Source organism: Microbacterium sp. che218, assembly GCF_040436305.1.
In the GTDB taxonomy this organism is placed as follows: domain Bacteria; phylum Actinomycetota; class Actinomycetes; order Actinomycetales; family Microbacteriaceae; genus Microbacterium; species Microbacterium algihabitans.
Window position 1 is genome coordinate 1,760,986 of record NZ_AP031501.1, and the last position, 12,261, is coordinate 1,773,246.

The following is a 12,261-nucleotide window of genomic DNA, read 5'->3' on the forward strand; positions in this document are numbered from 1 at the left end:
CGGAGTCACCTGTGCCCGAGGGTGACACCGTCTACCGCGCCGCAGCGAAGCTGTCGGCCGCGCTCACCGGCAGGGTGGTGACTCGTTTCGACATCCGCGTCCCCGGAAGCGCCACCGCCGATCTCCGCGGCGAGACGGTGCACGAGGTCGCCGCGCGCGGCAAGCATCTGCTGCACCGCATCGGCGGATACACCCTTCACTCGCACCTCAAGATGGAGGGCCGGTGGGACGTCTATCGCCCGGGCGAGCGCTGGCGTCGCCCGGCGTTCAAGGCTCGCGCGATCGTCGGCGTCGCGGGAGCCGACGCCGTCGGGTTCGACCTCGCCATGGTCGAGGTGTTGCGCACGAGCGACGAGCACATCGTCATCGGGCACCTGGGCCCCGACCTGCTCGCCGACGACTGGGACGAGGCCGAGGCGGTGCGCCGAGTGGCCGCCGACACCCGCGCCGCCCACGTCGCCCTGCTCGACCAGCGCAACGTCGCCGGGTTCGGAAACGTCTACGCGAACGAGCTGCTGTTCGTCCGAGGGATCGCACCGACGACCCCCGCGACCGAGATCGATGCTCAGGCCACGATCGCCCTCGGCGAGCGCATGATCCGCGCGAACCTCCCGCGACCCGAGCGCACCTTCACCGGCGACAGCCGGCCGGGCCGCCGGTTCTGGGTCTACGGGCGCGAGGGGGCGCCGTGCCGCCGGTGCGGCACACCCATCCGCGCCACGACGCTCGGAGCCTCGGCCACCAGCGAACGCAACGTCTTCTGGTGTCCCACCTGCCAGCCCGGTTGAGCCCCGCCCCTCTTCCCGCGCCGGCGAGCCGCGTCGACAAGTCTTCCGCCTCCCCGTGTCAACCCGTCCGTCACGCTCGGCGCGACGTGCGAGAACGTAGGGACAACGACAAGAGCGGGCCATGCCGACGTTCTCTCGACATCGAGGAAACCGATCGGCTAGGGGGCGACGAACAACTGCCAGAGGGAATGAAGGGCATTCCCGACCCGTTGTCATACATGTCGGCGGACCCGAGAGCCGACCGGAGGGGATCGTGGGAAAGAACTACATCGACATCGAAAACGACCACGGCGAAATGCTGCGTTACCGCAAGCACGTCAATGGTCGCGGACTCGTCGCGCACGGCGCGAAGGTCCACCCGTCGGCGCTGGTCGAGAACGGCGCCTACGTCGAACCCGGCGTGCAGATCGCCGCGGGTGTTCGTGTCGGTCGCGGCGCGTGGATCGAATCCGACGCCGTCATCGGCCCGGAAGCGCGCATCGAGCCTCACGCCCACATCTGCGCGGGTGCCGTGATCGGCGCAGGCGCGCACATCGGCGTCCGCACCCAGGTGGGTCACAACGCTCGCATCGCGGTGGGTTCGCTCATCGGCGACGACGAGATTATCAACGACGGTGAAGCCGTCGCCACCGACCGACGGGGCCTGCGCCTGGCGGCGTGAGCACTGCCCGTCGGGCACAAACGACCCGCACGACTCTTCGGAGCGTGCGGGTTTTCGTTTGCCGGGGCCGCCGCCTGCCCGGATCCCGCGAGAGCCGATCCCGTCGTGCCCGCGCGATTCTGCGAGGGCAGGCGGAGACCGCGCAGCGTCAGGCGAAGATCGCCAGCACGAGTCCGATCAGCGGCAGCGTGCCCTGGATCGATGCGGGGCGCAGGTACTTGCGGCCCGAGGTCACGAGCACGAGCGCGGCGGCCACCATCGACCCCAGCGAGAAGATCAGCAGCGTACGTCCGGCCACGTCGCCGATGCCGTTCACGAGCCAGAACACGATTCCGACGAACGCGCCGATGGCGAGGAACAGGTTGTAGAAGCCCTGGTTGTAGGCCATCGGCTTGGTGACGTCGGCCGCCTGCTGGTCGGCGATCCCGAAGGTGCGCCACGTCTTGGGCTGAGTCCATCGAACGCTCTCGAGCACGAAGATGTAGACGTGGAGCAGGGCCGCGAGGCCGGCGAAGACGAGTGCCAGGATGCCGATCATGCCCCCACGTTAGCTTCGCGGATAGCCTGGGGACATGGCGAACGGCAGCGGGGCACGAGGTCGCGGCGGAACCCCCCGTCGCGCACTGGGCTCGAAAGCCGCGCCCGCGAAGCGGGGTTCCGCCCCGAAGGCGAAGCCGAAGCCCGCCCCGAGGGCTCCTCGCGAAGCGCCGCGCACCTTCGTGCTCGGCGCGATTCCGGGCGCCACTCCCGGCAAATGGATCGGCCTGTGGCGCGATCGGATGCCGCGGGTCGCCCTCGAACTGCGCGAGATCGCGGTCGAGACGCAGGTGGCCGCCCTCGACGAGGTCGACGCCGCTCTGGTTCGCCTGCCGCTGGCGGCATCCGACGACCTTCACGTCATCGCGCTCTACGAGGAGCAGCCGGTGGTCGTGATGTCGACGGAATCCCACCTGACCGCGGCCGACGAGGTGGATCTCGCCGACTTGGCCGGTGAGATCCAGATCACTCCGGCCGACGATGTGCTGCATCTCGAGATTCCGGATGCCGTGGCCCCGAGCTTCGCGCCACCTTCCGACACCGCCGAGGCGATCGCGACCGTCGCCGCGGGTGTCGGGATCGTCGTGGTGCCGATGTCGCTCGCCCGGGCTCACCAGCGGCGCGATGTGGAGTACCGCGTGCTCCGCGACGGACCGGTCTCGACCGTCGCCCTCGCCTGGCTGCGCGAGCGGACGACGCCCGACGTCGAGGAGTTCGTGGGCATCGTGCGCGGACGCACCGCGCGCTCGTCGCGCTGACGATCCGCCTGCCCGCAGAAAAACGCCCCAGGGCGGGATTCGTTCGCCCGCAGGACGAATCGAATTCACCCGTCGCGTCCCCGCCGGTCACGCCGCGCTCGTAGCTTTCCTCCGTCTCACGTCGGCCGTTCCGGTCGCCCCTCCCGAGAGACCCGAGAGGAAACCATGTCATTCCCGAGCCTTTCCGCCGGCCGCACCGTCGCCGGACTCGCCCTCGTCACGGCCGCAGCGCTCACGCTCGCCGGCTGCGCGGGCGGCAGCGCCGACTCCTCCGCCGACGGCGGCGTCGACGCGAAGACCGCGACCAGCGTCGCCGCCTTCGGCACCCTCGCCGACCTCGAGACCGCGGCCAAGGCCGAGGGCCAGCTCAACGTGATCGCGCTGCCGCGCACGTGGGCCAACTACGGCGAGATCCTCGACCTGTTCGCCCAGCGCTACCCCGAGATCACGATCAACGAGCAGTCGCCCGACGTCTCCAGCGCCGAGGAGATCCAGGCCGCGACCGCCAACGAGGGTCTCGACACCGCGCCCGACGTGTTCGACCTCGGCCTCGCCGTGGCCCTGCAGAACACCGACAAATTCGCCGCGTACAAGGTGCAGACCTTCGACGAGATCCCCGATGCGCTGAAGGAGTCGTCGGGTCTGTTCGTCGGCGACTACGGCGGGTACATGTCGATCGGATACGACTCCGCGCGCTTCCCGGCGCCCACCCAGCTCAGCGACCTGCTGAAGCCGGCCTACAAGGGCGCCGTGGCGATCAATGGCGACCCGACGCAGGCGGGTTCGGCCTTCGCCGCGGTGGGCCTCGCGACCGTGCAGAACGACGGCACGCTCGACGACTTCACCCCCGGGATCGAGTTCTTCGGCGAGCTCAACAAGGCCGGCAACTTCCTCAAGGTCGACCCCACCGACGCCACGATCGCCAGCGGCGAGACCCCCGTGGTCTTCGACTGGGACTACCTCAACGCCGCGCAGGCGTCGGCCGTGCCGACGTGGAAGACCGTGGTGCTGCCGGGCACCGGATACGCCGGCTACTACAACCAGGCGATCAACAAGGACGCCCCGCACCCGGCCGCCGCGCGCCTGTGGCAGGAATTCCTCTACAGCGACGAGGTGCAGAACCTCTGGCTCAAGGGCGGCGCTCGTCCCGCACGCATGGAGGCCATGACCGCGGCCGGCGCGATCGACGCGACGCTCGCCGCCGCACTGCCGACGGCGCCGAGCGACACCGTCGTGCCGACCGAGGCCCAGTCGACCACGGCCGGCGAGACCCTCGGACAGAAGTGGGCGACGGCGGTCCAGTGACCGTTCTCGACCAGGTCGTCGTCCCCGCGGCGTCGGAGCAGCCCGCTCCGGCGCCGCGGGGCGCGGCGCGTCGAAGCTGGGCGTGGCTCGGACTCGTCCCCTTCGCCGCGTACGTGGTGCTCTTCCTCGCCCTGCCCACCGTGCTCGCGGTGGGCTCGGGCTTCGTCGGTCGCGGCGGTGCGCTCACCCTCGACAACGTCGCCGCCCTCGGCGATCCGCTCGTGCTGGCGACGTTCGCCAACTCCGCGTGGGTGTCGCTCGTGACCGCGGTGATCGGCTCCGTCGTGGGCGCCCTGGTGTGCTGGGCCCTGCTCGGGCTCGCCGAGACCGGAGCCGTGCGGACCGCCGTCGACGCGGCATCCGGAGTCCTCGCGCAGTTCGGCGGCGTGATGCTCGCCTTCGTGCTCATCGCGGCGATTGGTGCGCAGGGAGTGGTGACGGTGATGCTGCGCCAGCTCACCGGCATCTCGCTGTACGAAAACGGCGTGTGGCTCTACGACCTGCCCGGGGTCGTCGTGGCCTACCTCGTGTTCCAGATCCCGCTCATGGTGCTGACGTTCATGCCCGCCCTCGCCGCCCTGAAGCCGCAGTGGGTCGAGGCGCACCTGACGCTGGGCGGCACGCGCGGCGGCTTCTGGCGCCACGTCGGCATCCCCGTGCTCGCCCCGTCGTTCCTCGCGAGCCTGCTGCTGCTGTTCGCGAACGCGTTCTCGTCGTACGCCACCGCCGCCGCCCTCGCGAGCCAGGGGTCGCAGATCGTGCCCCTGCAGATCCGCACCGCCCTGACCAGCGAGACCGTGCTCGGGCGCGAAAATCTCGCGGGCGCGCTCGCCCTCGGCATGATCGTCGTGGTCGCCGGCGTCATGGTGGTCTACGCGCTCATCCAGCGCCGTGCGGCGAGGTGGCAGGCGTGAACCCGCTCGCTCCCCCGCGCACCGCGCGCTGGATCATCGCGGTCGCCGTCGGCCTCGCCTTCGCCGTGCCTTTCGCCGCCACCGCGCTCTTCACGCTCACGCCACTGCCCGGCGGTTCGGGACTGTCGTTCGATCGTTGGGCGGGCATCTTCGACCCGGCCAACGCCGCGAAGTACCGCCCGATCTGGACGGGGCTCGGCAACTCCCTGATCCTCGCCGCCGTCACCGTCGCCCTCGTGCTCGGGCTCTTCACCCCGACCCTCGTGCTCGTCGCGCTGGCCTTCCCACGGCTCCGGCGGGTGTTCGAGTTCGTCGCCCTCCTGCCGATCTCGATCCCCGCCATCGTGCTGGTGGTGGGGCTCACGCCGATCTATCTGCAGATCGGACGCACGCTCGGCACCGGAGCGTGGACGCTCGCCTTCGCCTACGGCATCCTGGTGCTGCCTTTCGCCTACCGCTCGATCCAGGCGTCGATCGACGCGATCGACATCACGACCCTGTCCGAAGCCGCCCGCACGCTGGGCGCCGGCTGGGGCTCGGTGCTGCTGCGGGTCATCGTGCCCAACCTGCGGCAGGGTCTGCTCGCAGCGGCTCTCATCTCGGTCGCGGTCGTGCTGGGCGAGTTCACGATCGCCTCGCTGCTGAACCGACAGACGCTGCAGACCGCGCTCGTCGTCGTCAACAAGCAGGACGGCTACGTCGCGGCGATCTTCACCCTGCTTGCACTGGCGTTCGCGTTCATGCTGCTGCTCATCATCGGCCGTGTCGGACGCATCGGCGCCGGCGCCGGAAGGAAGACCTCATGACCACCGCCGACACCCCCGCTCGCGCCCTCCCCGACACCGCCGCGACCGCCCTGGCGCCGAGCGCGAGCTCGGGAGTCGAGCTGCGCGGGGTCGTGAAGGACTACGGCTCGACGCGCGTGCTGCACGGCGTCGACCTCGACGTCGCGCCCGGCGAGTTCGTGTCGCTGCTCGGACCCTCGGGCTGCGGCAAGACGACGGCCCTGCGCGTGCTCGCGGGACTCGAACAGGCCAGCGCGGGTGAGGTGCGGATCAGCGGGCGCGACGTCTCGGGCGTGCCGACGAACAAGCGCGACATCGGCATGGTGTTCCAGTCGTACTCGCTGTTCCCCCACCTGCGCGCGCTCGAGAACACCGCGTTCGGCCTCCGTCGCCGCGGCGTCGGCACGGCCGAAGCCCGCCGCCGAGCGGGCGACGCGCTCGACCTCGTGGGCCTCGGCCACCTCGCCGACCGGTACGCGCATCAGATGTCGGGCGGTCAGCAGCAGCGCGTAGCGCTGGCGCGGGCCCTGGTGACCGAGCCGCGCGTGCTGCTGCTCGACGAGCCGCTGTCGGCACTCGACGCCAAGGTGCGCGTGCAGTTGCGCGACGAGATCCGCCGCATCCAGCAGCGCCTGGGCACCACGACCGTCTTCGTCACGCACGACCAGGAGGAAGCCCTGGCCGTGTCCGACCGCGTCGCCGTGATGGGCGCCGGCCGCATCCTGCAGGTCGGCAGCCCCGAAGAGCTCTACACGCGCCCCGCGAACGCCGAGGTGGCGGCATTCGTCGGGTCGTCGAGCCTCGTGCCCGGCGTCGTCACGGGCGACACGGTCGAGGTGTGGGGTCGACGCCTCCCGCTGCTCGCCGCGGCCGACGAGGGACCCTGCGAGGTGTTCGTGCGCCCCGAGAACGTTCGGCTCGTCGGCGCGGGCGATGAGGGAACGGATGCCGTGGTGGAGCAGACCACGTTCCTCGGCAGCATCCGCCGCTCGCTGGTGGCCACCGCCGAGGGCTCGCACGTGCACGTGCAGCACGGCGCCGACCTCGGTCTGGCGGTCGGTGACCGCGTGCGCGTGCGCCTCGACGACATCGCCGTGCTCACGCGGCCCGTCGCCGACTGACGCCCCGCGCCATCGGCATCCGCCCCCACCACCCGCCCCGCGGCGCGCCGACTCCGGCTGACGCCCCGAGGGCACGCCCCACCCGCCCCGCGGCGCGCCGACTCCCCGCGGGCCCGGCCTCCCCACCCCACGCATAAACGCGATTCACACGCATGAACGCGCTCTCCCCGCGTTTACGCGCGCGGATCGCGTTGATGAGTGAAGGGCGGGCGGGCAGCACGCAGGTGTCGCCGCGTTTTCCAGCCCTGCTCGGCGGGGGCGCGAGCCGAATAGAATCCCTGGGTGACTCCGCTGCCCCTGCTCTACGTCTGCGCCCGCCCGCAGCGCGATGCGGCCGTGGCGGAGTGGGCCTCGTTCCGCGACGGGCTGGGAGTGCGAGACGACGACCTCGTGCACCACGACCTCGTCCGGGAGCCCCTCCCGGCCGACCTCGAGCGCTACGCCGCAGTGGTCGTGGGCGGCAGCCCGTTCAACGTCACCGCCACCGACAAGACCGATGAGCAGCTGCGCCTCGAGCGCGACCTCGAGCGTCTGGCCGCGGCCGGCATCGAGGGCCGCACGAACGTCATGTTCACCTGCTTCGGCATCGGCGTGGTCACGCGCCTGCTGGGCGGAGTCGTGACGCTGGAGCACCCCGAAGACACCGGACCCGCCGAGATCGCGCTGACCGCGGCCGGGCAGGCCGACGAGCTCTTCGGCATCCTGGACCCCCGCTTCCAGGCGTACACCGCGCACAAGGAGGGCACCGCGGCCGTGCCGCCCGGGGCCACCCTGCTGGCGTGGAATGACGCGTGCCCCGTGCAGGCCTACCGGGCCGGGACGGGGCTGTGGGCGACGCAGTTCCACCCCGAGCCGACCGCCGACGCCTTCGTCGCCCGCATGCGCGTGTACCGCGAGGCCGGCTACTTCGACGCCGACGCCTTCGACGAGGTGTCGGCGCAGGTGCGTACGGCCACGGTCGAGCAGCCGACCCTTCTGCTGCGGTCGTTCGCCGCCCGCGCCGTCGCCGCCTGAGCCCGCCGTCGCAGGAGGCCGAGCGCGGCGCCTCACGCAGCTGCCGTCCTGCGGATCCGGACCAGAACACGCCGCTCCGACGCCCAGCCGCCCGGCGTGTCACACTCCCCGTCCGCACGACGGCGCCTGAGCCCGCGGCAGCTGCCGTCCTGCGGATCCCGGACCTCGACACGCCGCCGCGACGAGGCTCCACACGGCGTGTCCCCTCCCCCGTCCGCACGACGGCACCCCCGACCGGGGGTGTCAACCCCGACCGACTCATTTACCTAGCTTTTCTAGTGTTCTAGACATGAACGCAACAGCTCAGTGGCGGGGCTCGGACCTCGCGCGCCAGATCGTCGTCCTCTCCGCCGTGTCGTTCATGCTGATCGCGGCCGTCATCGGCGCGGGCGCCTTCGGAAACTCCGCCGTGCAGGACCAGCAGGGGGGCGCGCTCAACACCGACGGCTCGTACCTCGCGCCCGCCGGCCCCGCGTTCTCGATCTGGTCGGTCATCTACCTCGGCCTGATCGTGTACTCGATCTGGCAGGCGCTCCCCCGCCAGCGCACGAACCCGCGCCAGCGCGCCCTCGGCTGGCTGATCGCGCTGACGATGACCCTCAACGGACTGTGGCTGGTCGCCGCGCGGTTCGGAACGCTCTTCCTCACCGTCATCGTGATCGTGCTGCTTCTGGCGGCGCTCGGCTGGACGTTCCGCGTCGCCGTCGCCACCCGCGAGCCCCGGGGCGGCGTCTTGGACTCGGTGCTCATCGACGGCGTCACCGGCCTCCACCTCGGTTGGGTCACCCTGGCGACCGTCGCGAACACCGCCGCATGGCTGACGACGATCCTTCCGCCGAGCTGGGAGCAGGGGGCGGATGCCATCGGCATCGCGGTCCTGATCGTGGTGGCCCTCATCGGACTCGCGATCGCCTGGCGCAGCTCGTGGCGCGTGACGCCCGCGATCGCCCTCGCCTGGGGTCTCAGCTGGCTCGCCGTGGAGCGCTTCACCGGCGAGCCGCACAGCGGCCCGATCGGCGCGACCGCTCTCGTCGTGGCCGCGGTCGTGCTGCTTCCGCCGGTGATCGTCCGGGTGCTGCGTCTGATCCGCCCGAGCGTCGACTGACGACTAGACCCGTTGCATCCGTCCCGCAAGAGGGGCGGATGCGCACGGCGCGGGGAGTGTAATCGGGCGGTGGACTCGCTGCCGTTCTTCCTGCTCGTCGTGATCTTCGTCGCCGCAGCGGCGGTGGTGTGGGTCGCCGGGATCCAGCTGTCGAAAGCGACCGACGTCCTCGACGCCCGACTGCACCTGGGCAGCGCGCTCGGAGGCCTCATCGTGCTCGCGGTGGCGACCAACCTCCCCGAGATCGCCATCACGGTGTCGGCGGCCGTCTCGGGCAACCTCGAGGTCGCGGTGGGCAACATCCTGGGTGGGATCGCCCTGCAGACGGTCGTGCTCGTCATCCTCGACGCGTTCGGCAAGCGGGGCCGCGGGGTGAAGCCGCTGACCTACCGCGCGGCATCCCTCACCCTCGTCCTGGAGGGCCTCGTCGTCGTCGCCGTCCTCGCCGTCGTCATCGCGGGAAGCCAGCTCCCGAGCGGACTCGAGGTGCTGCGGCTCACCCCCGACGTCGTGCTGATCGCGGCCCTGTGGATCGTGGGATTGATCCTCGTGCAGCGCGCCGGATCGCACCTGCCGTGGCACGAGGACGGTCGGGCACCGGATGCCACGCCGAAGCCGCACAAGGAGGATCCTACGAAGGCGATGAGCACGAAGAAGGCCGTGGTCGTGTTCTCGATCTCGGCACTCGCCACCCTCGTCGCGGGCGTGGTGCTCGAGCGCGCGGGAGATGCGGCGTCGTCGCAGATCGGACTGTCGGGGGTGCTCTTCGGCGCGACGGTGCTCGCCCTTGCGACCTCTCTACCCGAGATCTCGACCGGGCTGCAGGCCATCCGTCAGGGTGACGACAACCTCGCGATCAGCGACATCTTCGGCGGCAACGCCTTCCTGCCGGTGCTCTTCCTCGTGGCGACGGTGATCTCGGGGACGGCGGTGCTGCCCAGCGCCAACGCCGCCGACATCTACCTGACGGCTCTCGCCGCCCTGCTGACGCTCGTGTACGTCGTGGGCCTGATCTTCCGCCCGCAGCGGCGGCTGATCGGGATGGGCGTCGACTCGTTCGTCGTCCTCGTGCTCTACGCCGTGGGCATCGGCGGCTTGTTCGCCATCTCGGCCTGAGGGGCTCAGCGAGCCGTCAGCTCCACCACCACCGCCTGCTGGGGGTTCTGCACGGGCGGACGGATGCCGGCCACGGCCAGCTGCCGACCGGTGAGAACGGTGTCGTGGTGGGCCCACGGCAGGGGCGACTGCGCGGGCTCCTGCACCAGACCGCCCGGCGTCACGAGCCGTACCCGATACACGCGGTCGGGATCGAGGCCCGGCAGACGCACGCGTCCCGCGGGGGAGGCGATCAGCGTCTGCGTCTGCGCGATCGTGAAGAACGCGTGGTCGCGATCGGCCGCGACGACGCCGCGCACGTCGAGGCCGGGATCGGCGACGTCGACGTTCACGAGACGCCCCGTCGCCACGAGCGGACGCACCCGCCGCGCGAGGGCGACCCACTCCCCCACGACGGCGCGGTCGCGCTCGTCGAGCGTGGTGAGGTCCCACTCGATGCCGAAGTGACCGAACAGCGCGACGGCTCCGCTGAAGGCGAGGGAGACCGTGCGCCCCGTCGAGTGCACGTGCGGGGTGGTCAGGTGCATGCCCATCATCTCCGGCGGCACGACCAGGGCGGTGTAACGCTGCGTCTCGAGCCGCTCGACCGGATCGAGGCAGTCGCTCGTCCAGATACGGTCGGTGCGGTCCAGGATGCCGAGGTCGACGCGCGCCCCGCCCGAGGCGCAGCTCTCGATCTCGAGGCCCGGGAAGGTCGCTTTCAGCTCGTCGATCAGCCGGTATACGGCGAGGGTGTGGGCGTGCACGACCGAGCCGCCGCCGGGCCCGGTCGCGGCATCCACGAGATCCCGGTTGTGGTCCCACTTCACGTAGGCGATCGGGTAGGCCCGCAGCACCTCGGTCATCCGCTCGAGGATGTACGCGTACGCGCCGGGGTGCGCGAGGTTCAGCACCTGCTGCTGGCGCGCCGAGGGCGGCAGCTCGTCGCGACCGCACAGGATCCACTCGGGGTGCGCGCGGGCGACGTCGCTGTCGGGGTTGACCATCTCGGGCTCGAACCACAGCCCGAACTCCATGCCGAGGCCCGTGACGTGGTCGGCGAGCGGGCTCAGTCCCTCGGGCCAGACGCCCTCGTCGACGAACCAGTCGCCGAGACCGGCGGTGTCGTCGCGGCGGCCGCGGAACCAGCCGTCGTCGAGCACGAACCGCTCCACGCCGATCTCGGCGGCGACGTCGGCGAGCTGCAGCAGCTTCGGCAGGCGGTGGTCGAAGTAGACGGCCTCCCACGTGTTGAGGGTGATCGGGCGCGGGCGCTCCGGGTGCTGCGGCCGGGCGCGCCAGGTGTCGTGGAATCGCGCGGCGAGCTGGTCGAGGCCGTCGCCCCACGACCCGTACACGAGCGGCGACGAGACCTCGGCGCCCGGTGCGAGCACGATCTCGCCCCACGCGGCCATCTCGCCGCCCGCGAGCAGCGCCTCGCCCAGCGGCAGCCGCTCGGCGAACACGCGCTGGTTGCCGCTCCACGCGACGTGGATGCCGTGCACCAGACCCGCCTCGAACCCGAAGCCCGGTCGGCCGGCGGCGAGCAGCAGGGTCGCGTCGGCTCCGGGGCGACCGCGACGACTCTCGCGCAGGTGCATGCCGAAGGTGAAGGCGTGGCGCTGCGACGAGCGCTCGCGCAGGTGGCGGCCGGTGGTGTCGAGGATCTCGGTGGCCTCCCACGGCAGCGGGAAGCTCGGCTGCAGGGTCGAGACGACGAGGTCGTCGGTCCCGTCGTTGACCACCGTGAGCTTCTGCGAGAACAGGCCCGCGGCATCCACCCGAAGATCCGCGCGCAGACGCAGAGCGCGCTGGGCGTCGACGAGGTGCAGCGTCACGGCGTCGGGGGTGGAGTCGACGGATGCCAGGGAGAAGACCGTTCCCTGCACGACGCCGCCGCGCCCTCCCTCGTATCCGGGAGCGCCGGGCCAGCCGGCCGCGGCCGTCGGCACGATCGTGAGTCGGGGCGTCTGATCGATGCCACCCGAGACGCGTTGCGGGCGCGCGGCCACGACCATCGACGAGAGCGCATCCTCGTCGAGGGCGCCGAGGTCGGGGCCCCAGTGGATGATGGCGGGCGCGGGCAGCGCGGCGAGGTCGATGACGACGCTGGTGCCACCTGCGCGGAGGTGCGCCGCCGGAGCGGTCTCGGGTGCGACGACGGTGTGCGACATGGCA

General features: G+C 71.4%; 12 protein-coding genes. 10 read left to right on the plus strand and 2 right to left on the minus strand.

The window, feature by feature from the left end:
* Positions 1–11 precede the first annotated feature (11 nt).
* Positions 12–788: a DNA-formamidopyrimidine glycosylase family protein gene (locus ABXS86_RS08260; protein ID WP_353666186.1), complete on the plus strand. Its 777-nt coding sequence runs from the start codon at positions 12–14 to the stop codon at positions 786–788.
* Between the two features lie 253 nt (positions 789–1,041).
* The gene (locus ABXS86_RS08265; protein ID WP_144829878.1) at positions 1,042–1,449 is read left to right on the plus strand and encodes a transferase; all 408 of its coding nucleotides are present in this window, start codon (positions 1,042–1,044) and stop codon (positions 1,447–1,449) included.
* Positions 1,450–1,597: 148 nt separating this feature from the next.
* On the opposite strand, the gene ABXS86_RS08270 is transcribed toward ABXS86_RS08265, so the two are convergent.
* A complete protein-coding gene (locus ABXS86_RS08270; protein ID WP_307208980.1) occupies positions 1,598–1,987 on the minus strand; it encodes a DUF1304 domain-containing protein in 390 nt (129 codons plus the stop codon).
* Positions 1,988–2,021: 34 nt separating this feature from the next.
* Here ABXS86_RS08270 and ABXS86_RS08275 point away from each other — a divergent pair, with 34 nt between their 5' ends.
* The 8 genes from ABXS86_RS08275 (at position 2,022) to ABXS86_RS08310 (ending at position 10,104) form a co-directional block, all read left to right on the plus strand.
* Positions 2,022–2,744 (plus strand): LysR substrate-binding domain-containing protein, encoded by a 723-nt coding sequence (locus tag ABXS86_RS08275; RefSeq protein ID WP_353666187.1) that lies wholly within the window; start codon positions 2,022–2,024, stop codon positions 2,742–2,744.
* Between the two features lie 165 nt (positions 2,745–2,909).
* Positions 2,910–4,049: an ABC transporter substrate-binding protein gene (locus ABXS86_RS08280; protein ID WP_353666188.1), complete on the plus strand. Its 1,140-nt coding sequence runs from the start codon at positions 2,910–2,912 to the stop codon at positions 4,047–4,049.
* Positions 4,046–4,963, plus strand: a complete 918-nt coding sequence (locus ABXS86_RS08285; RefSeq protein WP_307208976.1) for an ABC transporter permease — start codon at positions 4,046–4,048, stop codon at positions 4,961–4,963. The genes ABXS86_RS08280 and ABXS86_RS08285 overlap by 4 nt, the downstream gene beginning before the upstream one ends.
* Positions 4,960–5,769, plus strand: coding sequence for an ABC transporter permease (locus ABXS86_RS08290; RefSeq protein WP_353666189.1), 810 nt, complete (start codon positions 4,960–4,962; stop codon positions 5,767–5,769). The genes ABXS86_RS08285 and ABXS86_RS08290 overlap by 4 nt, the downstream gene beginning before the upstream one ends.
* Positions 5,766–6,869, plus strand: coding sequence for an ABC transporter ATP-binding protein (locus tag ABXS86_RS08295; protein WP_353666190.1), 1,104 nt, complete (start codon positions 5,766–5,768; stop codon positions 6,867–6,869). The genes ABXS86_RS08290 and ABXS86_RS08295 overlap by 4 nt, the downstream gene beginning before the upstream one ends.
* Before the next feature lie 282 nt (positions 6,870–7,151).
* Entirely contained in the window at positions 7,152–7,883 is a 732-nt protein-coding gene (locus ABXS86_RS08300) for a glutamine amidotransferase-related protein (protein ID WP_353666191.1), read from the plus strand.
* Between the two features lie 289 nt (positions 7,884–8,172).
* The gene (locus tag ABXS86_RS08305) at positions 8,173–8,988 is read left to right on the plus strand and encodes a TspO/MBR family protein (RefSeq protein WP_353666192.1); all 816 of its coding nucleotides are present in this window, start codon (positions 8,173–8,175) and stop codon (positions 8,986–8,988) included.
* 69 nt (positions 8,989–9,057) lie between these two features.
* Complete coding sequence (locus ABXS86_RS08310) at positions 9,058–10,104, plus strand: sodium:calcium antiporter (RefSeq protein ID WP_353666193.1); 1,047 nt, start codon at positions 9,058–9,060, stop codon at positions 10,102–10,104.
* A gap of 5 nt (positions 10,105–10,109) precedes the next feature.
* Here the strand turns inward: ABXS86_RS08310 and ABXS86_RS08315 are convergent, their stop codons facing one another.
* Entirely contained in the window at positions 10,110–12,257 is a 2,148-nt protein-coding gene (locus ABXS86_RS08315; protein ID WP_353666194.1) for an alpha-galactosidase, read from the minus strand.
* Positions 12,258–12,261: the final 4 nt, after the last annotated feature.

Bases quoted from the DNA above. Each gene is read 5' to 3' on its own strand.
- ABXS86_RS08270 (WP_307208980.1), bottom strand. From the start codon at position 1,987: ATGATCGGCATCCTGGCACTCGTCTTCGCCGGCCTCGCGGCCCTGCTC.
- ABXS86_RS08275 (WP_353666187.1), top strand. From the start codon at position 2,022: ATGGCGAACGGCAGCGGGGCACGAGGTCGCGGCGGAACCCCCCGTCGC.
- ABXS86_RS08280 (WP_353666188.1), top strand. From the start codon at position 2,910: ATGTCATTCCCGAGCCTTTCCGCCGGCCGCACCGTCGCCGGACTCGCC.
- ABXS86_RS08295 (WP_353666190.1), top strand. From the start codon at position 5,766: ATGACCACCGCCGACACCCCCGCTCGCGCCCTCCCCGACACCGCCGCG.
- ABXS86_RS08305 (WP_353666192.1), top strand. From the start codon at position 8,173: ATGAACGCAACAGCTCAGTGGCGGGGCTCGGACCTCGCGCGCCAGATC.
- ABXS86_RS08315 (WP_353666194.1), bottom strand. From the start codon at position 12,257: ATGTCGCACACCGTCGTCGCACCCGAGACCGCTCCGGCGGCGCACCTC.